The sequence below is a fragment of the Polynucleobacter necessarius genome, assembly GCF_900095205.1.
Classification (GTDB): domain Bacteria; phylum Pseudomonadota; class Gammaproteobacteria; order Burkholderiales; family Burkholderiaceae; genus Polynucleobacter; species Polynucleobacter necessarius_E.
This window is the reverse complement of sequence record NZ_LT606951.1, coordinates 1858819-1884893: the sequence shown is the minus strand read 5'-3', so window position 1 is coordinate 1884893 and position 26075 is coordinate 1858819. Positions and strand designations below refer to the sequence as shown.

The window sequence follows — 26075 nt, the reverse complement described above, 5'->3', positions numbered from 1 at the left end:
AGATATATATTAAGAAAAGATACTAAGGATTAGATGTGGGTAAGGTCACTGGATTTATGGAGTTTGAGCGCGTCGATGAAACGTACGAAGCGCCGGTTAAACGTCTCCATCATTACAAAGAGTTTGTTGCTGCTTTGACTGATGAAGAAGCCAAGATTCAGGGTGCGCGTTGTATGAATTGCGGCATTCCGTTTTGCAACAATGGCTGTCCTGTAAATAACATCATCCCTGACTTCAACGATTTGGTGTTTCATAGTGATTGGAAGAATGTATTAGATGTCTTGCAATCTACCAATAACTTTCCTGAGTTCACCGGTCGTATTTGCCCGACTCCTTGCGAAGCTGCTTGCACATTAGGAATTAATCGTGCGCCAGTGGGTATTAAGTCTATTGAGCATGCCATTATCAATAAAGGCTGGGAAAGTGGATGGGTTAAGCCTCAGCCTTCTAAAATTAAGACCGGTAAAAAAGTGGCCGTCGTTGGCGGTGGTCCTGCAGGGATGGCAGCCGCCCAGCAGTTGGCGCGTGTTGGTCATGACGTTACCGTATTTGAAAAGAATGATCGTATTGGTGGCTTGCTTCGGTATGGTATTCCTGATTTCAAAATGGAAAAGTGGTTAATTGATCGTCGCGCAGAACAGATGCAAGCTGAAGGCGTGAAATTTGAAACAGGCGTTTTTGTTGAGAAAGAGGCAGTTGGTGCTGAAGTTAAGAATTACTCTTCTAAAACAGTATCGCCTGACCAGTTGATGAAAGACTTTGATGCAGTAGTCATTACAGGTGGCGCAGAGCAGCCACGTGACTTACCTGTACCAGGTCGTGAGTTGGCCGGAGTTCACTATGCGTTGGAATTCTTAATTCCTCAAAATAAAGAAAATGCTGGCGATTTTAAAAATGAGATCCGCGCAACAGATAAGCATGTTGTAGTGATTGGTGGTGGTGATACAGGCTCAGATTGTGTTGGAACTTCAAACCGTCATGGCGCTAGCAAGATCACTCAATTCGAATTGCTCCCACAACCTCCAGAACTCGAGAACAAGCCTTTGGTATGGCCTTATTGGCCTACGAAGTTGCGTACTTCCTCCTCGTATGAAGAGGGTTGCGATCGTGATTGGTCGGTTGGAACGAAGCGTTTTGAAGGTAAAAACGGCAAAGTTGAAAAACTGATTGGTTTCCGTTTGGAATGGAAAGACGGGAAAATGTCAGAAGTTCCAAACTCTGAATTTGAGATCAAGGCAGATTTAGTGCTTTTGGCAATGGGCTTTGTATCGCCAGTTCAGCAAGTTCTCAATGCTTTTGGTGTTGAAAAAGACGCGAGAGGTAACGCAAAAGCGACTGTAGAGGGTCAAAATGCCTATCAAACCAACGTTCCAAAGGTTTTTGCTGCGGGCGATATGCGCCGTGGACAGTCTTTGGTGGTTTGGGCAATTCGCGAAGGTCGTCAGTGCGCCCAAGCAGTAGACCAGTATTTAATGGGGTCATCTGTTTTACCCCGATAATATCGGGGATATGAACAGCGATCAGCCAACCTCTTTGGATGTTAATAAACCAGCTGCGGGTGAAGTTGTCGTTTCTATTCAGGACGTCGACTTTTCCTATGCGGCAGGTGAGCGGCAGATTTTGTCGGGACTCAATATGGAGTTTCGACGTGGTCAAGTGGTTGCGGTTATGGGCGGCTCTGGTTGCGGTAAAACTACCATCCTTCGTTTAATCGGCGGTCAATACTCTGCGCAATCAGGAGAAGTGCTTTTTGAAGGGCAAGACATTGGAAAAATGAATACTGACCAGTTGATGGCGGCTCGTCGACGCATGGGCATGTTATTTCAATTTGGCGCTTTGTTTACTGACCTCAGTGTTTTTGAAAATGCGGCATTTCCATTGCGTGAACATACCAACCTCAGTGAAGAGCTATTGCACTCATTAGTATTGATGAAGTTAAATGCTGTGGGCCTACGTGGCGCTCGTGATTTAATGCCATCACAAATTTCAGGTGGTATGGCAAGACGTGTTGCCTTAGCTCGAGCGATTGCATTAGATCCTCCCCTCATCATGTATGACGAGCCTTTTGCCGGCCTTGATCCAATATCACTCGGGATTACTGCGCGCTTGATTCGTGATCTCAGTGATGCTTTGGGTGCTACGAGCTTATTGGTTACACATGATGTAGAGGAAACTTTTGCTATTGCTGATTATGTGTATTTCATTGCAAATGGTCGCATTGGTGCAGAAGGAACCCCCGAAGAGTTAAGCCGCTCAACTGATCCATTTGTTAGACAGTTTTTGGACGCATCACCAGATGGACCCGTGCCATTTCACTATCCAGGAAAAAGCTTGGAAGAAGATTTTGGAATGGGGACAAAGTGATCGTGCTGCGAAAAACCTTCGACCTTATTCTGGATTTATTTGGCGATTTCGGATTCTTTGTGCGTCGCAATTTAAGTAGTCTTGGTTTGGCAGCTAGGATGTTTTTAGCAGTAATTTTGCGCTCCGGATTTTTGCTAAAAAGACCACGTTTAGTAATAGATCAAATTCTATTTGTCGGCAATCATTCATTTGTCATCATTGCCGTATCAGGGTTATTTGTCGGTTTTGTTTTGGGCTTGCAAGGTTACTACACATTGAATCGTTATGGTTCAGAGCAAGCGCTTGGCTTATTGGTTGCCCTCTCCTTAACTCGTGAGTTGGGTCCAGTGATTACCGCTTTACTTTTTGCCGGTAGAGCAGGGACTTCTTTAACAGCAGAAATTGGCTTGATGAAGGCGGGCGAACAATTGACAGCCATGGAAATGATGGCGGTTGATCCACTGGGTCGAGTGATTGCGCCGCGACTTTGGGCGGGTGTTATTTCGATGCCAATTTTGGCAACCATTTTTACGGCAGTCGGTGTTTTGGGTGGTTATCTAGTGGGCATCCCATTAATTGGAGTGGACTCAGGCGCTTTCTGGTCTCAGATGCAGGGTGGTGTTGATTTATTTTCTGATATTGGTAATGGCCTAATCAAAAGTATGGTGTTTGGCGTAGCAGTGACTTTTATCGCTTTGTATCAAGGTTACGAATCTAGACCAACCCCTGAAGGTGTGTCGCAAGCCACTACTCGTACAGTGGTGATCTCCTCTTTATCGGTTTTAGCATTAGATTTCTTGCTAACCGCGATGATGTTCTCAAATTAGAAAGAATAAACTGGGGCTCTTATGAGAAAAAGTGCAATTGATATTTGGGTCGGAATTTTTGTTGCTATAGGTTTATTGGCGGCATTGTTTCTCGCGCTTAAAGTTGGCAATATGAATGCTGTGTCATTTGCGCCAACATACAAAATTTCTGCGCGCTTTGACAACATTGGCGGCCTTAAACCTCGTGCGCCTGTGAAGAGTGCTGGTGTAGTCGTAGGTAGGATTGCCAATATTTCTTTTGATGACAAAACTTACCAAGCAACAGTAGTGATGACTATTGAAGACTCCTATAAGTTTCCAAAAGATTCTTCAGCAAAGATTTTGACATCCGGTTTGTTGGGTGAGCAATATATTGGTCTTGAGGCAGGTGGTTCTGACGATATGCTTAACAATGGTGAAAAGATTTCACAAACACAATCAGCAATTGTTTTGGAAAGTCTAATTAGTCAATTTCTCTATAACAAAGCGGCCGATAGCGGCCAAGAGAAGAGTACGGCTAAATAATGTTTTTTTATTTCAATTTTCTGAATCGGATTAAGCGCTGTGTCCTGCTGTTGATGGCTGCATTACTAGTGGGATGTGCATCAATTCCAGCTGGTGTAGAGCGATCCCCACAAGACCCTTGGGAGCCCTTCAATCGATCTGTATTTGAGTTCAACGAGGGTTTGGATGCATATTTATTGAAGCCAGTTGTTGCAGGTTATCGCTTCATATTGCCTGAATTTGTACGAGAAGGAATTTATAACTTCTTTAGTAACTACAGCGATATCTACACAGCATTATATAACCTGTTGCAAGGCAAGCCAGACTATGCCTTTAATGATTTAATGCGGGTTGCTGTTAATACGACCATGGGTTTGGGTGGCTTATTAGATTTGGCGACTCCAGGCGGACTTGAGAAGCACAAGGAAGATTGGGGTCAAACACTTGGCGTTTGGGGTGTGCCTTCAGGACCATATGTAGTGCTACCTTTTTTTGGACCTAGCAATGTACGCGATACCTTTGGTACCGTAGCTGACCTAGAGTCAGATTACTTGTTTAGGTTATTGCCAAATGTTGCATTGCAAAATAGTCTTACTGGCCTGCGTGTAGTCAATGCCCGCAACACGTATTACGAAGCAGGAGATTTATTGGATGGTGCCGCAATAGATAAGTACGGCTTTATGCGTGACGCCTACATTCAGAGGCGGGCATATCAAATTAATGAGGGTCGTGACGATGAAGAGCCACTCATGCCGGTTTACGAGAATCCATATCAATAAGCATCAACTAATGCAGGTTGAAGCGACTAAAATGAGTCTCAATTTATATAAAGATGGTGAGCAGGAGAAATATGAAAAACTTTAAAAGAATCTGCAGTTTTATTTTGGCAGGTACCTTATTTATTGCCAGCACTGTTTTTGCCCAAACTCCTGATCAATCAATACCTCCTGATGCTTTAATTAAGATGGTTGTTACAGACGTAATGACATCAGTTAAATCTGATCCTGATATTCAAAAGGGAAATATCCCAAAGATTGTGGATTTAGTTGAAAAGAAAATTGTTCCTTATACCGATATGCGTCGCACCACAGAGATGGCGATGGGTCCTAATTGGAAAAAGGCAGCGCCTGAGCAGCAAGCACAGCTTTCCATGGAATTTAAAAATTTATTGCTTCGTACTTATTCTGGCGCTTTAAGCCAATTACGCGATCAGACCGTGCAATTTAAGGCTTTGCGTGCAGCGCCAGACGATAAAGAAGTGGTTGTGAAGACGGTCGTTTTAGGTCGCGGTGACCCGGTACCTCTAGATTACCGTTTAGAAAAAACGGCTAATGGTTGGAAGGTCTACGACATGAACATTATGGGCGTTTGGTTGGTTGAGGCTTACCGCAATCAATTCTCGAACCAAATTAGTCAAAACGGCATTGAGGGCTTGGTGAAGTTTTTGCAAGACCGTAATAAACAATTAGCCACTGCTAAGCCAGGCAATTAATTGCTTGCTATAGAAAATATGCCTTTTCTTTTACCAACTATTGTTACGCAAAAAAATGCTTTGCAGTTACAAAAAGATGGATTGCTGAATTCAGTAAACCTACGATTAATTGATTGCTCAGCGCTGAAAGATTTTGATTCTTCGGTGCTTACAGTCTTATTGGCATGGCAAAAAAAACTCATGGCAGATGGTCAATCCATTTCGATTGAAGGTGCCCCAGAAAAACTAAAGGTCTTAGCTGGCGTTTATGGCGTAGCCGTATTGCTAGGCTTGCAATGACAATGCATTCAGCAATATCGATTCAAAGTATATCGAAGCAGTACGAAGCGCTTCAGGCTTTGGATGATGTTTCTTTAGTCATCGAGCCGGGCGAGTTTTTTGGCTTGCTAGGCCCCAATGGAGCAGGTAAGACCACCTTAATTTCAATTTTGGCTGGCTTAGTGAAGCCCTCCCATGGGCATGCAGCAATTATGGGTGCTGCTGATGTACAGAAGACCTTTCGTGAAGCGCGGCGCATGCTTGGGGTAGTTCCCCAGGAGCTCGTGTTCGATCCATTTTTTACTGTGCGAGAGACTTTGCAGTTTCAGTCTGGTTATTTTGGTATTCGTAATAACGAAGCATGGATCGATGAAATCATGGCCAATCTTGATCTCACTTCTAAGGCGGATAGTAATATGCGCTCTTTATCGGACGGCATGAAGCGCCGTGTCCTAGTTGCTCAGGCCTTGGTTCATTGTCCACCGGTGATTATTTTGGATGAGCCTGCTGCTGGTGTGTTGATGTTGAATTGCGTCAATCACTATGGCACTTTATTAGTCGATTGAATCAAGACGGACACACCATTGTGTTGACTACCCATTACTTGGAAGAGGCCGAAGCTTTATGTCAGCGAATTGCTATGCTTAAGCAAGGTAGGATTGTGGCTCTAGATACCACTGCTAACTTATTAAGTCTTTATGGTTCCGTAAAAAAAGATGGCGAAGGCAAAACTGATTTGGAAGAAGTCTTCGTCAACATCATGTCTGGGGGCGTTCGATGAAGCATGGTCTTAATCGACCTGCTTTGGAGTATGGTAGCGGCTTTCCCACCCTTTTATTTAAGGAAATAAAGCGCTTTTATAAGGTTGCTTTTCAGACAGTCGCAGCACCAGTTCTTACGGCAGTGCTTTATTTAATGATCTTTGGCCATGTGCTAGAGGGTAGAGAAGTTTATGGTCGTTTAAGTTACACAACCTTCTTAATCCCAGGCTTGGTAATGATGAGTGTTTTGCAGAATGCTTTTGCAAATACTTCCTCATCTTTAATTCAGTCAAAAGTCACTGGAAATTTAGTATTTGTTTTATTGGCGCCCTTAAGTCATTTTGAGTTTTATTCAGCTTATATTCTTGCGGCAGTGTTTAGAGGAATTGTTGTCGATCTAGGCGTATTGCTCATTACGATGTGGTTTGCGACACCATCTCTAGAATATCTGTTATGGGTTTTAGTATTCGCCTTCTTAGGCGCTGCAATCTTGGGAAGTCTAGGATTAATAGCGGGTATTTGGGCTGATAAATATGATCAGTTGGCTGCTTTTCAGAACTTCATCATCATGCCTGCAACTATGTTGTCGGGTGTTTTCTACTCTATTCATTCTTTACCATCAGCATGGCAAGTTGTATCCCACTTCAATCCCTTCTTTTATATGATCGATGGCTTTCGTTATGGGTTTCTTTGGTGTTTCGGATAACTCCCCTTGGGGGTAGCTTGGCAATCGTATTCTGTTTTTTTTCATAGCAGTCTCAGCTATTGCTTTGCGCCTGCTACAAAATGGCTATAAGCTCCGTTACTAATTATTCATACTGTGTTTATTAGGAGGCTCAATGCTACCAACCCCAGAACAAATAGAAAGCTACATTAAGCAAGGTATTCAATGTACTCATATTCAGGTTGAGGGCGATGGGCAACATTTTTTTGCAACCATTGTGAGTCCTGAGTTTGAAGGCAAGCGTTTAGTGCAGCGTCACCAATTGGTATATGGAGCTATGGGTGCTCGCATGAAGGTAGAGGTCCACGCCTTATCTATTAAAGCATTTACGCCTGAAGAGTTTGCACAGAATCAAGCAGCATAAGCATTGCATATTTAATTACTAAGATTTAACTGGAATCGTTTCATGGATAAATTACGAATGGTTGGCGGAACCTCGCTTAATGGAGAGGTGATTATTGCTGGCGCTAAAAATGCAGCCTTGCCAATTCTGTGTGCTTGTCTGTTAACTGATCAACCAGTGGTATTACGCAATGTTCCTGACTTGCAAGATGTTCGTACGATGCTCAAGCTTCTGCAAGAGATCGGTGTAACGGTTGATTTTCCTAACGCAGGTGATCGTAGTCACATGGTTTTATGTGCTGCAGTGATTAAAAGCTCAGAAGCTACTTATGAAATGGTGAAGACCATGCGCGCTTCCATTTTAGTTCTTGGGCCACTCTTAGCCAGAATGCATAGCGCTAAGGTTTCATTGCCGGGTGGCTGTGCTATTGGTGCGCGGCCAGTAGACCAGCATATCAAGGGTCTGAAGGCGATGGGCGCCAGCATCAAAATTAAGAGTGGCTATATACAGGCGGATACGAATGCTGAGTCTGGGCGTCTTCAGGGGGCTTCGATTCTGACCGATATGATTACTGTTACCGGCACAGAAAATTTATTGATGGCAGCCACTTTAGCATCTGGAACAACGATTTTAGAAAACGCGGCTCGCGAACCAGAAGTAGGTGATTTGGCAGAATTGCTAGTCAAGATGGGCGCTAAGATTGCTGGTATTGGAACGGATCGACTCGTGATTGATGGGGTTGAAAGACTTCACGGCGCTGAACATTCAGTTATTCCAGATCGTATCGAGGCTGGTACTTTCTTGTGTGCAGTAGCTGCAACTGGTGGTGAGATCACCGTAAAGCATTGTCGTCCTGATACTTTAGAGGCGGTGATCGTCAAGTTAAAAGAAGCGGGTCTTCAGATGGAGATTGGTCCAGATTGGATTAAGGCTTCAATGCAAGATCGTCCAAAAGCAGTTAATTTCCGAACATCTGAATATCCGGCCTTTCCAACCGATATGCAGGCGCAACTCATGACTGTGAATGCAATTGCAATGGGTAGCTCAACGATTACCGAAACCATTTTTGAGAACCGCTTTATGCATGTTCAAGAGCTCAACCGCTTGGGGGCTGACATCGCTATTGAAGGCAATACAGCGATAGCTCAGGGGGTGGAAAAGCTTTCGGGTGCAATTGTGATGGCTACGGATCTGCGGGCTTCGGCTAGCTTAGTGATTGCAGGATTAGCCGCTCAAGGCGAAACCCAAGTGGATCGTATTTACCATTTGGATCGTGGTTATGACCGTATGGAGCAGAAATTAACCCTCTTGGGTGCCAACATCGAGCGCGTGAAGTAAGGCTGATGGATAATTAGTCCATGAAATTGACTTTAGCCCTCTCCAAAGGGCGCATCTTCGAAGAGACCGCAGAAATCTTATCCAAGGTTGGCATCGTGCCGCTGGAAGATCCTGAGAAGTCACGCAAACTCATCATTGAGACTACCAATCCAGATGTGCGCTTAGTTATTGTTCGTGCATCAGATGTGCCTACCTATGTGCAATTTGGTGGGGCAGATTTTGGTGTTGCTGGTTTAGACGTGCTAATGGAAAAGGGTGCTGATGGTTTGTATGTTCCCTATGACTTAGATATTGCAAAGTGTCGTATGTCTGTTGCAGTGCGCGAGGGCTTTGATTACGCTGCTGCAGTAAAGCAGGGCTCGCGCTTAAAAGTAGCAACCAAGTACGTCAATTGTGCACGTGACCACTTTGCCAATAAAGGCGTGCATATCGACACGATTCAGCTTTATGGATCAATGGAACTTGCGCCTTTGATAGGTTTGGCAGATGCGATCGTCGACTTGGTGTCCACTGGAAATACGCTTAAAGCGAATGGTTTGATTGAGGTTGAGCCGATTGCTGATATTAGTGCTCGCTTAGTAGTCAATCAAGCCTCCTACAAACGTAAGCGCGCACAATTGCAGCTTATTTTTGACTTATTGAAATAGGCAAAAGATCGTCCTCACTTTATAAGCCATGTTCTCAGTTCGAATTAAACGCCTCAATAGCAAGGATGTGGACTTCAGAGAAATTCTGTTGTCCAGCCTTTCGTTGCCAACAGCTGATGATGAGGCAATAGATTCTGCGGTCGTTCAGATTCTGGCGGCAGTAAAAAACAAAGGCGATGAAGCGGTTTTAAGTTTTACAAACCAGTTCGATCGTTTGAATGTTGGAAGCGTTTCCGAATTAGAAATTCCTCGCAAAGATTTAGAGCAAGCCTACAGCTCATTATCTTCCGAGCAGAAAAATGCTTTAGATATCTCGGCGCAAAGAGTTCGTGCGTATCACGAGAGACAAAAGATTGAGGTGGGTTGCTATTCTTGGGAATATGAGGAGGCAGACGGTACACGCTTAGGACAAAAAGTCACTGCTTTAGATCGCGTAGGGATATATGTTCCTGGCGGAAAAGCAGCCTACTTATCTTCTGTCTTGATGAATGCGATTCCTGCAAAAGTGGCTGGTGTTGCCGAAGTCATTATGGTCGCGCCTACTCCAGATGGCGCCCGTAATCCATTAGTTTTAGCGGCAGCTTATCTTGCTGGTGTCGATCGTGTCTTCACGATTGGCGGCGCACAAGCGGTTGGAGCATTGGCTTATGGAACTCAAACAATTCCTTCAGTCGACAAAATTGTTGGACCTGGAAACGCATATGTCGCTGCTGCCAAGCGAAGGGTATTTGGCACCGTGGGTATCGATATGATTGCGGGTCCCTCAGAAATTCTAGTTCTCTGTGATGGTTCAAGTAATCCAGATTGGGTTGCGATGGATTTGTTTTCTCAGGCAGAGCATGACGAGCAAGCGCAATCGATTTTGTTATGTCCGAATTCTCTATTTATTGAGCAGGTGCAAGCAAGTATTAATAAGTTACTTCCAGAAATGCTACGAGTAAAGGTCATCGAAGCTTCTTTAAGTAACCGCGCGCTATTGATTCAAGTAGAAGATATGTCGGAAGCTTGTGACATTGCGAATGCGATTGCGGCAGAGCACTTAGAAATTTGCGCCCTTGAGCCACGCAAGTGGGCAGAGAAAATTCGTCATGCTGGTGCCATCTTTATGGGGAACTACACTAGCGAATCACTCGGTGATTATTGTGCTGGTCCAAATCACGTATTACCAACCGCTCGTACTGCACGTTTCTCATCACCCTTGGGTGTATATGGCTTTATTAAGCGTTCTAGCATGATTGAAGTAAGTGAGGCAGGCGCTCAAACGTTGGGGGCTGTTGCTAGCACTTTGGCCCATGGTGAAGGTTTACAAGCTCATGCGCGTGCCGCCGAGATGCGCTTAAAGAAGTAAGCTCAGCTTTACTTCTTTAAAACTTAATTTAAGATTTCTTTTAGGGCGGCGACAAGTTCACCGCTTTGTTCATCTGTACCAATGGTGATGCGTAAAAACTCTTCAATACGTGGTGACTTAAAGTGGCGCACGATGATGCCCAGATCACGTAAGGCTTGATAAAGCTTGGCGCCAGCATGCTGTGGATGACGCGTGAAAATAAAGTTTGCAGTTGAAGGCAAAGTTTCAAAGCCGAATGCATTGAGTTGCTCAATTAATTTTGCGCGCGTTTGAACAACTTTGGCAGATGTTTCCTCAAGATGCGCTTGATCTTCAATTGCTGCAATCGCTCCAGCCTGTGCAAGACGTCCCAGTGGATAGGAATTAAAACTGTTCTTGACTCGCTCTAAACCTTCAATTAAGTCTGGATGGCCTACAGCAAAACCAACACGTAGTCCGGCTAGGGCACGAGATTTAGAAAGTGTATGAACTACCAATAGATTTTCAGGGCATTTGTCGCCGCGCAACAAAGGAATACAAGATTCAGTGCCGTAATCTACGTAAGCTTCATCAATTACAACTACGGAATCTTTATTACACGCTAGTAAAGCTTCTATTTCTGAGCGAGGAATAGATCTGCCAGTAGGGGCATTCGGGTTCGGGAAAATAACTCCACCGTTAGGAGTCTTGTAGTCAGCAGTATTGATTTCAAACTTTTCATTTAAAGGAACAGTTTGATAGTCAATTCCAAAAAGCTTGCAGTAGACCGGATAGAAGCTATAAGTGATATCTGGAAAGTGAATAGGTTTACTTTGTTTTAGAAGACCAGCAAATATATGGGCTAAAACTTCATCTGAACCATTGCCTAAAAAACTTGCTTAGGGCCTACGTTGTGTAGTTTGGCGATTGCCTGCTTAAGGGCTGCGCCCTCTGGATCTGGGTAAAGCCGTAAATTTGCAGTATTTTGACTTTCGATCGCGGCAAGCGCTTTTGTCGAAGGACCATATGGACTTTCATTGGTGTTGAGTTTGATAAGCCGCTGCAATTGCGGTTGCTCCCCTGGAATGTAAGGGGTTAGGGTTTGAACAACAGGGCTCCAAAAACGGCTCATGAGGGTTCTCAGGTCAAAAAACGGGATAAAAGTACAGCAATATCGATATTTATATCTTCTCTAGGAATGATATTATGATGCTCCAATCAACACTTCGCCTCGCGGCGCAATGAAACATGCGGCAAGCCGCCGTTACCCGAAACACTTCGGAAACCAAAATTCAGATTTCCATCAATTTAGATGGTACCGGTAAGGCTGAGCTAGCTTCCGGCGCTCCTTTCCTAGATCATATGTTGGATCAAATTGCCCGTCACGGCATGATCGACCTCAAAGTCGTAGCCAATGGCGATACCCATATTGATGACCATCACACTGTTGAAGATGTGGGAATTACCTTGGGGCAGGCCTTTGCTAAAGCAGTTGGAGATAAAGCAGGCATAACCCGTTATGGACATTCCTATGTTCCTTTGGACGAAACCCTATCGCGTGTCGTGATTGATTTCTCTGGCCGCCCAGGTTTGGAATTTAATGTTCCCTTTACTCGTGCACGCGTTGGAGATTTCGATGTAGATCTCAGCATTGAGTTTTTTCGTGGTTTTGTGAACCACGCAGGAGTGACCTTACATATCGATAATTTGCGTGGTATTAACGCTCATCACCAGATCGAAACCGTGTTCAAGGCCTTTGGACGTGCTTTGCGTATGGCCTTGGCAGTTGATCCTCGTGCTTCTGGTTCCATTCCATCAACCAAAGGCAGCCTCTAATCTAGATCTTCTAGTTGCCCAATAGATATAAAAGCAAAGATAGGCTCAATTTTGGCGCAAACCATTGCGATCGTCGACTATGGAATGGGTAATCTCCGTTCCGTGTTTCAGGCATTTCATCATGTTGCCCCTGATGACAATATATTGATTGCTCATCAGCCAGAAGAAATTCGTTCGGCTGATCGAGTGGTTTTACCTGGTCAAGGAGCAATGCCAGATTGCATGAGGCATTTGACCGAATCGGGATTATTGGAGGCGTTGCTTGAGATATCCAAATCCAAGCCTTTCTTGGGTGTTTGTGTAGGCGAGCAAATGCTGTTTGATCAAAGCTCTGAAGTGCGTGGCAATGGGGTTGATCAATGGACGCTATGTTTGGGCTTACTGCCTGGTGAAGTTCGTCGCTTTGAATTGGCTGGCAAGAAGCAATCTGATGGGTCAGCCTATAAGGTGCCACATATGGGTTGGAATCAAGTACGCCAGGATCGTAAGCACCCCTTGTGGGATGGCATTCCTGACCTAACAAGCTTTTATTTTGTACATAGCTACTTTGTTGTGCCGCAACGCAATGAGGATGTCGTCGGCTCTACTGAATATGGCAATTGGTTTACTTCTGCTGTGGCGCGAAATAATATTTTCGTAACCCAATTTCATCCAGAAAAAAGTGCAGAATACGGATTGAAGCTTTATAAAAATTTTGTTTCTTGGCAACCTTAATATTTTTATCTTTTTGCTATGCTGCTGATTCCCGCAATTGATCTTAAAGACGGCTACTGTGTTCGACTCGAACAAGGTGATATGGATAAAGCCACTGTTTTTTCTGAAGACCCAGGTGCAATGGCGGCGCACTGGATTAGCAAAGGGGCGCGACGTCTACATTTGGTTGATCTGAATGGGGCATTTGCAGGTAAGCTCAAAAATGAGTCTGCGATTAAATCGATTCTGAAGGCAGTGGGGGACGAAATTCCAGTTCAACTCGGTGGCGGTATACGCGATTTCGAGACCATAGAGAGATTATTGGATGATGGCATCAGTACTGTCATTATTGGGACCGCAGCTGTTAAAAATCCAGGTTTTGTGCAAGACGCTTGCACTGCATTTCCAGGGCACGTCATGGTTGGCTTAGATGCGCGTGATGGTAAGGTTGCCACCGATGGTTGGAGCAAAATCATGGGTCATGAAGTGATTGATCTCGCTAAAAAGTTTGAAGACTGGGGTGTAGAGGCGGTTATTTATACCGACATTGGTCGTGATGGGATGCTAAAGGGCGTCAATATTGACGCTACTGTCAAGTTGGCTCAGGCGATACGCATTCCTGTGATTGTGAGTGGTGGGCTGTCAAATAACCAAGATATTGATGCACTATGCAAAGCGGAAGAAGAAGGTGTCATGGGCGTGATTGCTGGTCGCTCTATTTATACTGGAGATCTTGATCTGGCAGCCGCACAAAAATACGCTGATGAGTTGACGCTTAAATATCAAAAGAAAATTATCTAGTGTTAACTAAAAGAATCATTCCTTGTCTTGATGTCACTGCAGGGCGTGTAGTTAAGGGTGTGAACTTTGTAGGTCTGCGTGATGCAGGCGATCCCGTTGAGATTGCTAAACGATATGACACTCAAGGTGCAGACGAGCTGACGTTTTTGGATATTACCGCCACCTCTGACGGCCGCGATCTTATTTTGCACATCATTGAGGATGTTGCATCACAAGTATTCATTCCCTTAACGGTAGGTGGCGGAGTGCGTGCAGTTGCAGACGTGCGTCGATTACTCAATGCTGGTGCAGATAAAGTCAGCATGAATTCCTCTGCGGTAGCTAACCCAGATTTGGTATCGGATGCCGCTGCTTACTATGGCTCGCAGTGCATAGTGGTAGCGATTGATGCAAAACAAACGGATTCTGGAAATTGGGAAGTATTCACCCATGGAGGCAGAACGGCCACTGGAATGGATGTTGTGGAATGGGCTAAAGAGGTCGCCAAACGCGGAACTGGTGAAATTCTACTAACTAGTATGAACCGTGATGGCAGTAAAGATGGCTTTGACTTACCTTTGACCGCAGCAGTCAGTGATGCAGTTTCAGTTCCGGTAATCGCTTCGGGTGGTGTTGGTAACTTACAGCATTTAGTAGACGGCATTACCAAGGGTCATGCAGACGCTGTTTTAGCCGCTAGTATTTTTCACTACGGCGAATACACCGTTGGCCAAGCAAAAGAATACATGGCCGCCCAAGGGATTCCAGTACGTATTTAAGTCTTCAAAGGCTTTTTGGTGCGTTTAGGCTTATTACCTGTAAAGTTTAGGTATGAGCAAATCTCAAAGCGCCCAAAATACCTTTGCCCCTATTCAGAATCTGCAAGCTGGTTCATGGCTTGATACTGTGACTTGGAATGAGCAAGGTCTGGTACCGGTTATTACGCAGGAAGTAGGCAGCGGCCATGTATTGATGATGGCCTGGATGAATCGCGATGCCTTATTAGAAACTTTGCGCCTAGGTGAAGCTGTGTACTGGACTCGATCAAGACAGAAGCTTTGGCACAAAGGTGAAGAGTCTGGTCACGCGCAAAAGGTAAAAGAAATTCGCTTGGACTGTGATGGCGATACGATTCTGCTTTTAGTTGAGCAAAAAGATGGCATCGCATGTCATACAGGCGAACACAGCTGCTTCTTTAAGTGTTGGGACTCTGCTAATGCAGCTTGGATAGATCAGTCAGTTTCAAAAAAATAGAGAACCTAAAGTTTTTTCTTTAAAAGACATAAAATGACTAAATGACTAGTTCTGCCAATAAACCTTCAAATTTAGACTCTGCATTCGCCCATCTGGCTGATGTGGTTGATCAACGTCGCGATGCGTTTAAGGCAGATCAAATAGACCCCAAAACCTCCTATACCGCACTGCTCTTTTCAAAGGGTGACGATGGAATCTTAAAAAAAATTGGTGAAGAGGCGACAGAGGCTGTAATGGCGGCGAAAGATGCGCGCAATTCGAATTTGGCTTCCGAGCAGCAAAAGTTGCTTGTTGGGGAAATGGCTGATTTATGGTTTCACTGCTTAATTGCACTTTCTCAATTTAATTTGCGTCCAGAAGATGTTGTTGCTGAGCTTGATCGTCGCTTGGGAACTTCGGGTATTGAGGAAAAAGCCGCCAGAAAAGCTGCCGGTCAAGAATAATTAAGAGAGAAATATGTCGCACGATCCTAATTGCTTGTTTTGTAAGATTTCTCAAGGCTTAATCCCCTCACAGAAAGTCTATGAGGATGAGGAAATTTATGCTTTTAAAGATATCAACCCAGCAGCCCCTATCCATTTTTTGATGGTTCCCAAAAAGCATATTCCCATGCTGGAGTCTGCGGAAAGCATAGATGCGCCTTTGCTAGGTAGAATGATGGAATTAGCACCCCGTCTTGCCAAAGAGCAAGACTGCCGTCCAGGTAAGGATGGTGGCTTTAGATTGATGGTAAACAATGGTGCAGATGGTGGGCAGGAGGTTTATCACTTGCATTTACATGTGATGGGCGGTCCGCGCCCCTGGAAAAAATAATCCAAGGAGATTAAAGATGGGTTCATTTAGCATTTGGCATTGGTTGATAGTTTTGGTTATTGTGATGTTGGTATTCGGTACCAAAAAATTACGTAACATTGGCCAAGATTTAGGTGGTGCAGTTAAAGGGTTTAAGGACGGCATGAAAACTGGTGAAGAGCCTAAAGAGCAAATTCAGCAAAGCTCTGCTACAGCAGAAAAGACTGTTGATGTTCAAGCTAAAGACGTCAACAAGTCCTAATTGATTGCGTAGATAGAAATTCATGCAGCTTTTAAGCGACTGGTTTAAATGATTGACCTTGGAGTTTTAAAACTAGTACTGATTGCTGTAGTTGCTTTGGTTGTCGTAGGGCCAGAGCGCTTACCTAAAGTTGCGCGTATGGCTGGTAATTTATTTGGTCGAGCGCAACGTTATATGGTTGATGTCAAGTCTGAAGTTAATCGTCAGATGGAAGTCGAAGAGTTTAAAAAGTTTCGAGAAGAAACTGCTGCTACGCTCAAAGGGGTTGAAAATAGTATCGGTTCAACAGTTCAGGAAGCTGGCGCCAATCTCAGTGATCAGGCAGACATTTTTGAGATCAGCTTTGAAAAGCCACCTTTCGATGAAAAAGAAGTGCTCCGTAAATCACAGCGTCAAGGTCGTAATAGCTGGGGCGTGCGCCGTGCTGCACGACCAGTTTGGTTCAAACACTCCGCAGGCATTCGTACTCGCGTGCAATCTGGCGCAGCCAGGATGAAGCGCTTTCATCACAGTGCCAATAAGTAGAAAATAAAACAAAAAGAATATAAATATCTACGCATGACTGAAAACAATTCAACTGAAGATTCCGGATTACAGGAAACTTTTCTATCGCACCTATTTGAATTGCGTGATCGCGTCATTAAGGCCGCGTTGGCAATCATTGTTGTATTCATTTGCTTGGTGTATTGGGCGCCAGATATTTTTCATTTATTTGCGCAGCCACTATTAGAGGCATTACCAGCGGGTGGCAAGATGATCGTCACTGATGTGACAGGTTCCTTTTTTGTGCCCATGAAAGTCACGATGTTAGTGGCATTCATTATTGCTTTGCCCGTAGTGATTTATCAGCTTTGGGCTTTTATAGCCCCCGGTTTGTATCTGCATGAAAGAAAGCTCATCCTGCCCTTGGTAGTCAGTAGCTATACCTTATTCATTATTGGCGTGGCATTTGCCTACTTCTTAGTATTCCCCACGGTATTTAAGTTTATGGCTAGTTACAACGCACCTTTAGGTGCTGAAATGTCTACCGACATTGATAATTATCTGAGCTTTGCCATGACTATCTTTTTGGCATTTGGCATTACTTTTGAGGTACCTGTCGTAGTAGTCGTTTTAGTGCGCATGGGTATGGTGCCCTTAGCCAAGTTGAAGGAGATACGACCCTATGTCATCGTTGGCGCCTTCGTAATTTCTGCTGTTGTCACGCCACCGGATGTGCTCTCGCAATTACTTTTGGCAGTCCCCATGACCTTACTCTACGAGCTAGGGCTATTAATCGCGTGTTTTTATGTGCCAAACAAAGCAGACCGAAGAAGAGTCTGCAGATAATCAATCGACCTCTGCGTCTGCTTAATTTTTAGAAAATGTAGTTGTTAACCAATTGGTGACTCTATCAAAGCGATAGCATCTTTGTCGTAAGTTGCCCTCAAGTTCAATTTCAGAGCCAGCAAATGCTTTGCCAGCAGCAAGAAGCGCTCGTCTTTGTTGAATGGTTTCAATTTGAATGAGTCGTGGCAGTATCTTTGGCAATTCCCAGCGGATATCAATCACTACGCAATGCTCATGCTGCAATTGACCAACTTCGCACAATAGCAACTCTGCTTTGCTGAAATTAAATTGATTGGCAATAATGATGCGATAGCAAAGTAAAAGCCAGTCTTCATCAAGCTTGTGTTCGGCGTGATGATTGAGTGCTTGCTCAGCATATTGGGCTAATTCAAACCATTCATTACTTTTTGGTTCGGGACAACTCTCTAATATTTTGCTGAGCAATTCTTTGGCTTCAATCACACCTTGCTGATGCGCTTGCCAAACCCAATAGGAGGCTTGCAACCCACGAACCTTCTCATCTAATTTTTCACGCTTACGCCAAAGATTGGCCCCTTTACGTAATTGAGCTTCTGCATGACCTAGGTCAGCAGCACGATCAAAGCATCGATCGCTTTCCGCAGCGTTGTATCCAGAGAACTGAGGGCGACGATAAATCTCGCCTAATGCATACCAGGCATCGCGATCACCATCTTTGGCTGCTAACTCTAACCAGTGAGCTGCTTTTTTAAGTGAGGCATTTGATTTAATTCGAGGATCTTCATCTCGATTGTCTAATTGAGCAAGACGTAATCCTAAAGTTAATCTAGCAATGGTCAAGCCAAGCTCAGCCGTCTGAATGAGTGCATCTTCATTCTGTTCTTCAATCCAAACTTTCCACAATGATGTGAGTGCTTCATTTTTCGGTTGCAACTTAATTGATAGCTCTTTTGCTTTAAGGGCAAACGCAGAATTACTCTCTGCAATTTCGCTGAGACATTGCTTCGCTAATTTTTGTAGACCAACTAAATCCAGCTTTGCAATTTTTTCAGAAGTAGAGGTATGTTTCTTAAGCCACTCAGCTAACTGAGATTGCAACTCTTGATTTAGTGGGTTGATTAGTAAATTGACAATCTGCCACTTTGCGGACATGTAGGCGTCTGATTCATCGTCAGACAGCGCAAGCTTCCAAAAGGCATCCCAACCAAAAGCAAAAGCTGGTGAATTGAAGGTTTCAGCAAGTGGGACTGTAGCGATTTGGTGCAGGAGACCATCTAATTCGGGGTTGCTTGAGCATCCTGCCTCAAGCGTTTGATTTGTAAACGATAAATAGGCTTTCTCTAACCAAATCAATGCATTAGCAGGCTGGATAGGGGTTTTAAAGGCGCCTGTTAGGTACGCGTCAGCCAATCTTTGTTGTGCAGAAACATCACCTAAACGTGCTGAACTGAGGATTTTTAAAAATTCGCGGCTTGCCATATGACAATTTTGGTATCTAGAGCCCCAAAAAGACACAAAACAGGGGTCTTGTTGCCGAGATACAACGAAGAAAGCCAAAAAACTACCTTTTGACAAGCAAAAAGAGCTCCTAAATACCCTGACCCCCAGTTTAGCTGGGCAAAAGAAGCAAAATTCACAGGTCCCAGTTTTATTTGGGCATTACTTTTAATTTTTGGAGATTTAAAGAATGAAAAAATCGCTATTAGCAATTGCAGCTATGGGTGCATTTGCATCTGCTGCTCAAGCTCAGTCCAGCGTAACCGTTTACGGTATTTTGGACCTTGGTTATATTGGTTACAACACACGCGTTGCTCAGGGTAACTCTGGTGACAAGGCTGTGAACAAGACTACTGGCAATTCGTTTTCTGCAGGTGGCCAATCTACAAACCGCTTGGGCTTCAAAGGTGCTGAAGATTTAGGTGGCGGCCTGTCAGGTTTCTTCACTATTGAAACTGCTATTACTCCTAACGGTTCAACAGCTGTTAGTACTGGTGCAACCGGTAACCGTCAAACTTTTGTTGGTTTGAAGAAAAACGGTATTGGTCAATTTGCATTAGGTACTCAGTACACTGTTGTTCACAAGGCTGTTGCCGCTACTGATCCAGGCAATGCAAACAACATCTCTGGTAACTTGGTATACCCAGCAGTTTCAGAGGGCACTGGTAACAGCGCTGAAAGTTCAACTGGTGCGGCTTACACAATTCGTACAAACAACCAATTGTCTTTGAACAGCGATACATTTGCTGGTTTCCAAGGCAATGCAATGATTGTTATGAATAACAAAAACCAAAACGAAACAATCGTTACTGCTGCTGGTGTAAGCACTACAACAGGTGGTTTGAATAATCAAAATGGTTGGGGCTTGGGTGTGAATTACACATTCCAGAAGTTCTATGCAACAGCTAACTATCAGGCTTTGACATCCAAGCAGTCTGCTCAAACAACAGCTGCCAATGGTTTACCTACTACTGCTGCTGGCTTCCCACAAGTTGGTTATAGCCTTGGAGCATCTGCACCTGGCGTTAACGTGCAAGATAACCAATGGTATTTAGCTGCGACTTATGACTTCGGCATCTTGAAGGCATATGCTCAATACATTAATCGTAAGGTTTCTGCGCAACAAGCTAACAGCTATTACCTCAGCCGTTCTGCTGAGCAGATTGGTGTTCGTAGCTTCATTACTCCAACTATCGAAGCTTGGGCATCTGGTGGTTTGGGACGTTACATATCATTCGGCTCCAATGCAGCCAACCTCACTGGCTGGCAAATTGGTTCTAACTACTGGTTGAGTAAGCGTACTAACTTGTATGCAATCTATGGTCAAACTGGTACTTCAAATGCATCAGTTCCTACAGGATCATTGACAACTTCAAATGCTAACCCTGTTTCTGGAAACGTAAGCAACTACGCTATTGGCGTACGTCACACTTTCTAATTTAACGCTAGCGTGAGCTAGTTTAATTAGAGTAGACAAAGATGCAAATTAACCCACCGTGTTTACACGGTGGGTTTTTTCTTTTGTATCCATTGAATCAACCACCAATAGGGTTTTAGTAATATCAGCCCATGGATCCCAAAATAGTTCAACTTCTCCAAAAAGCGATTCAAGCAATTCAGGCAAATGAGCTTATTTCAGCATATTCACTTTTAATGCAGGTCTTGCGTATTAAAAAATCAGCCAGACGCACTGCGATTTTTGGGTGTAGTGGCCGCTCTTCAAAAGGATTGGAATGAGGCGCTACGTCTCATGGATTTGGCTATTGAAAGTAATCCTGTTGATGGAGTTGCATATAGTAACCGGGGTAACATTCTTTCCGAGTTAGGGCGTTACGAAGAGGCAGTGGTTTGTTACAACAAGGCCATCACAATCGATCCTTTGTATGCTGAGCCCATGGTAATTTAGGGAATGCGCTCCAAGCTTTGGGGCGTTATGACGATTCAATTGAACATTACAAAAAGCTATAACCTTAGAGCCTAATTATGTAGATGCTTATGCCAATCAAGGAAATGCCTATCAGGCTTTAGGTAGGTATCAAGAGGCCCTAGGTTCATATGAGAAAGCGGTAGAAGTAGACCCCAATTGCTCTCAGGCTTTTTATGGCGTATCCCGCGCCTATTTCTCTTAAGAAAACAATATGATTCTGCATTAGGTTGCTGCATACAAGCTTTAATAACCAAGCCCGGTTACCAGGAGGCCCTCTCTCTAAAGGGTGAAATCTATCTTCAAGTAAAAGACTATCAAAATGCTCTTGCAGCATATGATGAGCTTTTACAACTTAATCCTACTTCATGTGAAGCTTGGATTTTCAAGGGGCATATTTACTCCGAGATGAAGGAATTTTCTCAAGCAAAAAACTCATTTCAGAAAGCTTTTGAAATCAAGCCCGATACAGATTTCTTGTTGGGAACAATCATTCAAAATGATCTTCAAATATGTGACTGGGGGTCTTTGGATTTAGAGATGAGGCAGTTAACTGATGGAATCAAAGATGGAAAGAGGGTCGCGATACCCTATAACTTGATTTCTTTGATAGAAAGCTAATCAGGCGTTCTATTGAGATCTACGTTCAGGCTTTGCAGGGCAAGATTCAGCGAGTGATGCAAGAAAAGCGTCCATCAGGAGGAAAAATTCGACTTGGTTATTTTTCAGCTGATTTTCATAATCATCCTACTGCTTATTTGATAGCAGAATTATTTGAATGTCATGATAAAGATAAATCTGAGTTAATTGCTTTTGTATTTGGAAGAAATACACCAGATGAGATGCGAGCAAGGCTAGAGCGTTCTTTCGATCAATTTGTCGACCTTAGTGGAATGACCGACGAAGAGGCGTCCAAGTTATCTCGAGAGATGCAGATTGACATCGCAATTGATTTAAAGGGTTTTACAAAAGAGGTGCGCCACAAAATTTTTATGTATGGCGCAGCGCCAATACAGGTATCTTATTTAGCCTTTCCCGGAACAATGGGCGTACCTTGTTTTGATTACGTGATAGCCGACCCTATTCTCATTCCTGAGTCATCTCAAGATGGATTTGTTGAGAAGGTAATTTATATGCCCAATAGCTATCAAATAAATGATAGAAACAGAGTCATTTCCCCCCAATATTCCACAAAGAGAAAGCGTTGGACTTCCAGCAAACAGTTTTGTTTTTTGCTCCTTTAACAACAATTACAAAATTACTTCAACTGTCCTAGATGGGTAGGCAAAAATTTTAAGTGCAATTGAGGGTAGTGTTCTTTGGTTATATGGAGATAACCCTTACGCAATAAATAGCTTACTTAATCATCTGCAAGCCCGAAACATTGATCCTCAAAGGGTGGTAATTGCTGGACGTATGGACTCGGCAGATCATTTAGCAAGGTATAAGTTAGGGGATCTATTTCTTGATACACCCAATGCAATGCTCATACCACCGCTAGTGATGCGCTTTGGGCTGGTTTACCAGTTTTAACAATGATAGGTGAGTCATTTGGTGCGAGAGTGGCTGCGAGCTTGCTCAATGCAGTTGGTTTGCCAGATCTTGTCGTAGATTCTCAAGATGAATATATCAAGCTTGCCATTGAGATCGCTAATAATCCCCAAAAACTGAGAGAAATTAAATCTCGTTTAGAAAAGAATTTATCTACTGTTCCTCTATTCAATACCCCACTTTTTACTAAAAATTTAGAATTTGCTTACTTTGAGGCATGCGATCGACATCAAAAGGGGCTCGCGCCAGATCATATTTATGCGAAATAAGCTTCTCTCCCCCACGTTCATAGGCTAATTTTTAGGCTCAGATATTCTTATAAAACTAGCTTTAATGTGGATTAAAGTGAAAAATTCTGCTAAAAATGATGCTAGAGAAGAATCAGCTTCCCAAGGAATTGTAAAAATTTCATTGAATTACCTAGAACCCAAAGTATGAGGCACATTACATTAATATGCGTAATATGAATTCCAAACCTTTTTTATCTGTAGCCCTGAGTTTGTTGGCTGCCCCTTTGTTGCTTATTGGCTCCAATGCGCAAGCGGCTAGTGCCACAATGGATAAGATGAAGTCCTCTGGTGCTGTAACTATGGGTGTTCGCGAGAATCCTCGATTCCGATGTCCTATATCACGGGCGACAGTCGTTTTGATGGCTACCATGTGGAGATTTGTCGCATGATTTTGGGGATATCAAAGATAAGTTGGGTATGAGAGCACCTACGCATTAACTATCAGCCAGTGACTTCTCAAAACCGTGTTCCTTTGGTTCAGAATGGCACAGTTGATATTGAGTGCGGTACCACTACTAATAACGTTAACCGCGCTAAAGATGTTGGCTTTGCTAACACCCTATATGTGGAAGAGGTTCGGATCGCAGTTAAAGCCAATTCTGGAATCAAGTCAATTGCCGATTTAAACGGCAAAAAAGTCGCCACACTACAACAGGCGCTACCTCAGTTCAGTTGCTGCGTAAGCATGAAAAAGGTACTGGAGTGAATTTTGATGAGGTTTTTGGTAAAGACCACGCTGACAGCTTCTTATTACTTGAGTCAGGACGTGTAGATGCTTTTGTAATGGATGGTTCAATCTTGGCGGGTAATATTGCTAATTCTAAAAACCCAAAAGACTATAAGATTGTTGGTGAAGTGCTAAGTGCTGAGCCAATCGCCATTATGGTTAGAAAAGATGACCCTGAATTTAAGGCGGCCGTTAATGCTGCTATTGCCAAAATTGTAGCCAATGGCAAAATGCCAGGTTTATGGAATAAATGGTTTTTATCGCCAATTCCACCAAAAAATATCGTAGTTGGTCTTGAGTTGTCTCCAGCAACTAAAAATGCTTGGGACAATTTGAATGACAAACCTGCGGAAGATTACGACAAGAAATAATCCACTAAAAAGTAAGTACCTTATATGGCATTAGATTTAGGTGTTTTTTGTAAAAGCACCTTGGATGGAGAAGTGGTCGAACACTGCTTCTCCTCAATTTTTGGGCTTGGTCGAAATGCTGATCCTAGTTATCTAGATTGGCTGATGAAGGTTTGGGGATGGACTTTGGCTGTTGCCGGCCTTGCTATTGCATTGATAGTTGGGGCTGTAATGGGTACTTTAAGAACCTTACCCGACAATGGTCGCATTAGGCGCCTTCTGGTTCGGTTTTCAACTGCCTGGGTTGAGTTATTTCGGAATATTCCAGTGCTGGTGCAGGTATTTCTTTGGTATCACGTCATTCCGGCATTTGTGCTTCCCTTAAAGTCCTTTGCCTTCTTATTGGTTAGTTAGCATTGTTCTTGGCTTTTTTACTTCAGCACGAATTGCTCAACAAGTAAGAACGGGTATTCAGTCTCTTCCTAGTGGGCAAAGAGCTGCAGCAACTGCTTTAGGCCTAACTACTGCTCAGACATATCGCTACGTTATTTTGCCGGTGGCATTACGTATTGTGATTCCACCCCTTACCTCTGAGAGTATGAATGTTATTAAAAACTCCTCGGTAGCGTTTGCAGTATCTGTGCCTGAGCTCACATTATTCGCAATGCAGGCACAAGAAGAAACTTCGCATGGAGTGGAAATCTATTTAGCAGTAACTACGCTCTATGCACTTTCTGCATTTGCTGTAAATCGCGTGATGGCTTTCATTGAAAAACGTAGTCGTATACCTGGTTTTATTGCCGCATCGAATGATGCAAGTTTGGCTCATTAAATGGATGCAACATGTTGAGCTTAGATCTAAGTTTTTATAACTGGGAACTCTTCACTAATTACATTCTGAAGGGCTTGCTTTTTAGCGTCCAATTAACTGTTATTGCAACTATTGGCGGGATTGTTGTAGGCACATTTTTGGCGCTCATGAGATTGTCTGGAAAACCTGCTTTGGTATACTCAGCAACGTTCTATGTAAACACCATGCGATCAATACCTTTGGTTATGGTGATTTTGTGGTTTTTCTTATTAATTCCAATGTTGATTGGCAAGCCAATAGGTGCTGACCTATCTGCAACGATTACTTTTATTGTCTTTGAAGCTGCTTTTTTTCTGAGATCGTCAGGGCTGGCATTCAATCTGTACCTAAAGGACAAATTTATGCCGGTGAGGCTCTAGGAATGACCTATGGCCAAAATATGCGCTTAGTTGTTTTGCCGCAAGCCTTTAGAAATATGATCCCAGTGTTTATGACTCAGACCATCATCTTGTTTCAAGACACTTCTTTGGTATATGCAATTGGTGCTTATGACCTGCTCAAAGGTTTTGAGATCGCTGGAAAGAACTATGGACGTCCTATTGAAACCTATATTTTGGTTGCCGCAACATATTTCGTAATTTGTTTTTCACTTTCCAAAGTCGTGCGAACAATTCAGGCAAAAGTTGCCATCATTCGCTAACAATATTGAATACTTCCCTTATAAATATATAGATCATCATGATAGAACTTCAAAATGTTTCTAAGTGGTATGGCATTTTTCAGGTATTAACTGACTGCATAACTACCATTAATAAGGGTGAAGTGGTAATGATTTGCGGTCCTTCGGGATCCGGTAAATCTACTCTTATTAAAATCATTAACGCGTTGGAGCCATTTCGGTCGGGTGAGATTTCCGTTAACGGAAATCGCCTTCGTGACCCTAAAAACGAATTTACCAAAACTACGTTCTCATGTAGGAATGGTGTTTCAGCATTTTGAACTTTTCCCCATTTAAGCATTACTGAAAATTTAACACTTGCTCAAATTAAGGTGTTGGGACGATCAGCTGATGAGGCAAAAACCCATGGTTTGAAATACCTTGAACGAGTGGGATTAGTTGCGCAAAGGGATAAATTTCCCGGTCAATTGTCTGGCGGACAACAACAACGTGTTGCTATTGCGCGCGTATTGAGTATGGATCCGATTGTCATGTTGTTTGATGAGCCAACATCAGCGCTTGATCCTGAGATGGTTGGAGAAGTTCTTGATGTAATGGTAAAGCTTGCCAATGAAGGCATGACGATGTGCTGCGTTACTCATGAAATGGGTTTTGCTCGCAAGGTTAGTAATCGCGTCATCTTTATGGATCATGGACACATTGTTGAGGATTGCACTAAAGACGAATTCTTTGGTAATCCTGATGCCCGCTCTCCAAGAGCAAAAGATTTTTTATCAAAAATATTGGTTGGATAAATAGA

The 26075-nt window shown here is 43.4% G+C and carries 27 protein-coding genes and 9 pseudogenes; 34 read left to right on the top strand and 2 right to left on the bottom strand.

The genetic code is table 11. The annotated features are described in order from the left end of the window. Positions 1–35: 35 nt before the first annotated feature. The 13 genes and pseudogenes from DXE37_RS10395 to hisD all read left to right on the top strand — a co-directional run bounded on the left by DXE37_RS10395 (position 36) and on the right by hisD (position 10564). The gene (locus DXE37_RS10395) at positions 36–1499 is read left to right on the top strand and encodes a glutamate synthase subunit beta (RefSeq protein ID WP_114637447.1); all 1464 of its coding nucleotides are present in this window, start codon (positions 36–38) and stop codon (positions 1497–1499) included. A gap of 10 nt (positions 1500–1509) precedes the next feature. Next, entirely contained in the window at positions 1510–2364 is an 855-nt protein-coding gene (locus DXE37_RS10390) for an ABC transporter ATP-binding protein (RefSeq protein WP_114637446.1), read from the top strand. Between the two features lie 26 nt (positions 2365–2390). Next, on the top strand, positions 2391–3170 hold the full coding sequence (gene mlaE, locus DXE37_RS10385; RefSeq protein WP_114637607.1) for a lipid asymmetry maintenance ABC transporter permease subunit MlaE: 780 nt from the start codon (positions 2391–2393) through the stop codon (positions 3168–3170). A gap of 21 nt (positions 3171–3191) precedes the next feature. Continuing rightward, a complete protein-coding gene (gene mlaD, locus DXE37_RS10380) occupies positions 3192–3674 on the top strand; it encodes an outer membrane lipid asymmetry maintenance protein MlaD (RefSeq protein WP_114637445.1) in 483 nt (160 codons plus the stop codon). After that, positions 3674–4432 (top strand): MlaA family lipoprotein, encoded by a 759-nt coding sequence (locus DXE37_RS10375; RefSeq protein ID WP_114637444.1) that lies wholly within the window; start codon positions 3674–3676, stop codon positions 4430–4432. The genes mlaD and DXE37_RS10375 overlap by 1 nt, the downstream gene beginning before the upstream one ends. Positions 4433–4503: 71 nt before the next feature. Then, a complete protein-coding gene (locus DXE37_RS10370) occupies positions 4504–5145 on the top strand; it encodes an MlaC/ttg2D family ABC transporter substrate-binding protein (RefSeq protein ID WP_114637443.1) in 642 nt (213 codons plus the stop codon). 18 nt (positions 5146–5163) lie between these two features. Beyond that, positions 5164–5424, top strand: a complete 261-nt coding sequence (locus tag DXE37_RS10365) for an STAS domain-containing protein (protein WP_114637606.1) — start codon at positions 5164–5166, stop codon at positions 5422–5424. 2 nt (positions 5425–5426) lie between these two features. Next, positions 5427–6115, top strand: a pseudogene (locus DXE37_RS10360) (ABC transporter ATP-binding protein); the annotation flags it as partial. A 65-nt stretch (positions 6116–6180) separates the two neighbouring features. Beyond that, positions 6181–6973: pseudogene (locus DXE37_RS10355) on the top strand (ABC transporter permease). Positions 6974–7003: 30 nt separating this feature from the next. After that, positions 7004–7252, top strand: coding sequence for a BolA family protein (locus DXE37_RS10350; RefSeq protein ID WP_114637442.1), 249 nt, complete (start codon positions 7004–7006; stop codon positions 7250–7252). A gap of 42 nt (positions 7253–7294) precedes the next feature. Continuing rightward, complete coding sequence (gene murA / locus DXE37_RS10345) at positions 7295–8569, top strand: UDP-N-acetylglucosamine 1-carboxyvinyltransferase (protein WP_114637441.1); 1275 nt, start codon at positions 7295–7297, stop codon at positions 8567–8569. Positions 8570–8589: 20 nt separating this feature from the next. After that, positions 8590–9216, top strand: coding sequence for an ATP phosphoribosyltransferase (hisG, locus tag DXE37_RS10340; protein WP_114637440.1), 627 nt, complete (start codon positions 8590–8592; stop codon positions 9214–9216). Positions 9217–9244: 28 nt separating this feature from the next. Then, a complete protein-coding gene (gene hisD, locus DXE37_RS10335; RefSeq protein ID WP_114637439.1) occupies positions 9245–10564 on the top strand; it encodes a histidinol dehydrogenase in 1320 nt (439 codons plus the stop codon). Between the two features lie 23 nt (positions 10565–10587). Here hisD and hisC read toward each other — a convergent pair. After that, positions 10588–11654, bottom strand: a pseudogene (gene hisC, locus DXE37_RS10330) (histidinol-phosphate transaminase). A 116-nt stretch (positions 11655–11770) separates the two neighbouring features. Between hisC and hisB the strand changes: the two are divergent. The 10 genes from hisB to tatC are packed head-to-tail and all read left to right on the top strand — an operon-like array spanning position 11771 to position 17468. Continuing rightward, positions 11771–12358 (top strand): imidazoleglycerol-phosphate dehydratase HisB, encoded by a 588-nt coding sequence (gene hisB, locus DXE37_RS10325; RefSeq protein WP_114637438.1) that lies wholly within the window; start codon positions 11771–11773, stop codon positions 12356–12358. Between the two features lie 51 nt (positions 12359–12409). Continuing rightward, the gene (gene hisH, locus DXE37_RS10320; protein ID WP_114637437.1) at positions 12410–13072 is read left to right on the top strand and encodes an imidazole glycerol phosphate synthase subunit HisH; all 663 of its coding nucleotides are present in this window, start codon (positions 12410–12412) and stop codon (positions 13070–13072) included. An 18-nt stretch (positions 13073–13090) separates the two neighbouring features. Next, positions 13091–13852 carry a 1-(5-phosphoribosyl)-5-[(5-phosphoribosylamino)methylideneamino]imidazole-4-carboxamide isomerase gene (gene hisA, locus DXE37_RS10315; RefSeq protein WP_114637436.1) on the top strand — a complete coding sequence of 254 codons (762 nt, stop codon included), beginning with the start codon at positions 13091–13093 and terminating at the stop codon, positions 13850–13852. Then, positions 13852–14610 carry an imidazole glycerol phosphate synthase subunit HisF gene (gene hisF / locus DXE37_RS10310; RefSeq protein WP_114637435.1) on the top strand — a complete coding sequence of 253 codons (759 nt, stop codon included), beginning with the start codon at positions 13852–13854 and terminating at the stop codon, positions 14608–14610. The genes hisA and hisF overlap by 1 nt, the downstream gene beginning before the upstream one ends. 52 nt (positions 14611–14662) lie before the next feature. Beyond that, positions 14663–15085: a phosphoribosyl-AMP cyclohydrolase gene (gene hisI, locus DXE37_RS10305; RefSeq protein ID WP_114637434.1), complete on the top strand. Its 423-nt coding sequence runs from the start codon at positions 14663–14665 to the stop codon at positions 15083–15085. A gap of 41 nt (positions 15086–15126) precedes the next feature. After that, complete coding sequence (locus tag DXE37_RS10300; RefSeq protein WP_114637433.1) at positions 15127–15528, top strand: phosphoribosyl-ATP diphosphatase; 402 nt, start codon at positions 15127–15129, stop codon at positions 15526–15528. Positions 15529–15541: 13 nt separating this feature from the next. Next, positions 15542–15898: a histidine triad nucleotide-binding protein gene (locus tag DXE37_RS10295; protein ID WP_114637432.1), complete on the top strand. Its 357-nt coding sequence runs from the start codon at positions 15542–15544 to the stop codon at positions 15896–15898. Positions 15899–15914: 16 nt separating this feature from the next. Beyond that, positions 15915–16139 carry a Sec-independent protein translocase subunit TatA gene (gene tatA, locus DXE37_RS10290; protein WP_114637431.1) on the top strand — a complete coding sequence of 75 codons (225 nt, stop codon included), beginning with the start codon at positions 15915–15917 and terminating at the stop codon, positions 16137–16139. 48 nt (positions 16140–16187) lie between these two features. After that, positions 16188–16664, top strand: a complete 477-nt coding sequence (gene tatB / locus DXE37_RS10285) for a Sec-independent protein translocase protein TatB (RefSeq protein WP_114637430.1) — start codon at positions 16188–16190, stop codon at positions 16662–16664. 33 nt (positions 16665–16697) lie between these two features. Continuing rightward, positions 16698–17468 (top strand): twin-arginine translocase subunit TatC, encoded by a 771-nt coding sequence (tatC, locus tag DXE37_RS10280; RefSeq protein WP_114637429.1) that lies wholly within the window; start codon positions 16698–16700, stop codon positions 17466–17468. Positions 17469–17489: 21 nt separating this feature from the next. Here tatC and DXE37_RS10275 read toward each other — a convergent pair whose 3' ends face one another. Next, complete coding sequence (locus tag DXE37_RS10275; protein WP_114637428.1) at positions 17490–18926, bottom strand: tetratricopeptide repeat protein; 1437 nt, start codon at positions 18924–18926, stop codon at positions 17490–17492. A 208-nt stretch (positions 18927–19134) separates the two neighbouring features. Between DXE37_RS10275 and DXE37_RS10270 the strand changes: the two genes are divergently transcribed. From DXE37_RS10270 to DXE37_RS10220, 11 genes and pseudogenes are all read left to right on the top strand, one after another. Next, entirely contained in the window at positions 19135–20382 is a 1248-nt protein-coding gene (locus DXE37_RS10270) for a porin (RefSeq protein ID WP_114637427.1), read from the top strand. A 243-nt stretch (positions 20383–20625) separates the two neighbouring features. After that, a pseudogene (locus DXE37_RS10265) lies at positions 20626–20850 on the top strand (tetratricopeptide repeat protein); the annotation flags it as partial. Positions 20851–20867: 17 nt separating this feature from the next. Then, positions 20868–20912 carry a hypothetical protein gene (locus DXE37_RS14475; RefSeq protein WP_415067162.1) on the top strand — a complete coding sequence of 15 codons (45 nt, stop codon included), beginning with the start codon at positions 20868–20870 and terminating at the stop codon, positions 20910–20912. Beyond that, a complete protein-coding gene (locus DXE37_RS14470; RefSeq protein WP_114637605.1) occupies positions 20909–21073 on the top strand; it encodes a tetratricopeptide repeat protein in 165 nt (54 codons plus the stop codon). The genes DXE37_RS14475 and DXE37_RS14470 overlap by 4 nt, the downstream gene beginning before the upstream one ends. Further along, the gene (locus tag DXE37_RS10250) at positions 21028–21489 is read left to right on the top strand and encodes a tetratricopeptide repeat protein (protein ID WP_114637425.1); all 462 of its coding nucleotides are present in this window, start codon (positions 21028–21030) and stop codon (positions 21487–21489) included. Before DXE37_RS14470 ends, DXE37_RS10250 begins: the two co-directional genes overlap by 46 nt. A 56-nt stretch (positions 21490–21545) precedes the next feature. Further along, a complete protein-coding gene (locus tag DXE37_RS10245) occupies positions 21546–22112 on the top strand; it encodes an O-linked N-acetylglucosamine transferase family protein (protein WP_231971406.1) in 567 nt (188 codons plus the stop codon). 246 nt (positions 22113–22358) lie between these two features. Then, positions 22359–22688, top strand: a pseudogene (locus DXE37_RS10240) (O-linked N-acetylglucosamine transferase family protein); the annotation flags it as partial. A gap of 194 nt (positions 22689–22882) precedes the next feature. Further along, positions 22883–23807: pseudogene (locus DXE37_RS10235) on the top strand (amino acid ABC transporter substrate-binding protein). Positions 23808–23831: 24 nt separating this feature from the next. Next, a pseudogene (locus DXE37_RS10230) lies at positions 23832–24618 on the top strand (amino acid ABC transporter permease). Positions 24619–24629: 11 nt separating this feature from the next. Further along, positions 24630–25297, top strand: a pseudogene (locus tag DXE37_RS10225) (amino acid ABC transporter permease). Positions 25298–25335: 38 nt separating this feature from the next. Beyond that, positions 25336–26070 (top strand): annotated as a pseudogene (locus tag DXE37_RS10220) (amino acid ABC transporter ATP-binding protein). Positions 26071–26075: the final 5 nt, after the last annotated feature.

Excerpts from the sequence above, each read along its gene's own strand:
- DXE37_RS10390 (WP_114637446.1), top strand. The coding sequence starts at position 1,510 with ATGAACAGCGATCAGCCAACCTCTTTGGATGTTAATAAACCAGCTGCG.
- mlaD (WP_114637445.1), top strand. The coding sequence starts at position 3,192 with ATGAGAAAAAGTGCAATTGATATTTGGGTCGGAATTTTTGTTGCTATA.
- DXE37_RS10375 (WP_114637444.1), top strand. The coding sequence starts at position 3,674 with ATGTTTTTTTATTTCAATTTTCTGAATCGGATTAAGCGCTGTGTCCTG.
- DXE37_RS10370 (WP_114637443.1), top strand. The coding sequence starts at position 4,504 with ATGAAAAACTTTAAAAGAATCTGCAGTTTTATTTTGGCAGGTACCTTA.
- DXE37_RS10365 (WP_114637606.1), top strand. The coding sequence starts at position 5,164 with ATGCCTTTTCTTTTACCAACTATTGTTACGCAAAAAAATGCTTTGCAG.
- DXE37_RS10350 (WP_114637442.1), top strand. The coding sequence starts at position 7,004 with ATGCTACCAACCCCAGAACAAATAGAAAGCTACATTAAGCAAGGTATT.
- murA (WP_114637441.1), top strand. The coding sequence starts at position 7,295 with ATGGATAAATTACGAATGGTTGGCGGAACCTCGCTTAATGGAGAGGTG.
- hisG (WP_114637440.1), top strand. The coding sequence starts at position 8,590 with ATGAAATTGACTTTAGCCCTCTCCAAAGGGCGCATCTTCGAAGAGACC.
- hisD (WP_114637439.1), top strand. The coding sequence starts at position 9,245 with ATGTTCTCAGTTCGAATTAAACGCCTCAATAGCAAGGATGTGGACTTC.
- hisB (WP_114637438.1), top strand. The coding sequence starts at position 11,771 with ATGCGGCAAGCCGCCGTTACCCGAAACACTTCGGAAACCAAAATTCAG.
- hisA (WP_114637436.1), top strand. The coding sequence starts at position 13,091 with ATGCTGCTGATTCCCGCAATTGATCTTAAAGACGGCTACTGTGTTCGA.
- hisI (WP_114637434.1), top strand. The coding sequence starts at position 14,663 with ATGAGCAAATCTCAAAGCGCCCAAAATACCTTTGCCCCTATTCAGAAT.
- DXE37_RS10300 (WP_114637433.1), top strand. The coding sequence starts at position 15,127 with ATGACTAGTTCTGCCAATAAACCTTCAAATTTAGACTCTGCATTCGCC.
- DXE37_RS10295 (WP_114637432.1), top strand. The coding sequence starts at position 15,542 with ATGTCGCACGATCCTAATTGCTTGTTTTGTAAGATTTCTCAAGGCTTA.
- tatA (WP_114637431.1), top strand. The coding sequence starts at position 15,915 with ATGGGTTCATTTAGCATTTGGCATTGGTTGATAGTTTTGGTTATTGTG.
- tatB (WP_114637430.1), top strand. The coding sequence starts at position 16,188 with ATGATTGACCTTGGAGTTTTAAAACTAGTACTGATTGCTGTAGTTGCT.
- tatC (WP_114637429.1), top strand. The coding sequence starts at position 16,698 with ATGACTGAAAACAATTCAACTGAAGATTCCGGATTACAGGAAACTTTT.
- DXE37_RS10275 (WP_114637428.1), bottom strand. The coding sequence starts at position 18,926 with ATGGCAAGCCGCGAATTTTTAAAAATCCTCAGTTCAGCACGTTTAGGT.
- DXE37_RS10270 (WP_114637427.1), top strand. The coding sequence starts at position 19,135 with ATGAAAAAATCGCTATTAGCAATTGCAGCTATGGGTGCATTTGCATCT.
- DXE37_RS10245 (WP_231971406.1), top strand. The coding sequence starts at position 21,546 with ATGCAAGAAAAGCGTCCATCAGGAGGAAAAATTCGACTTGGTTATTTT.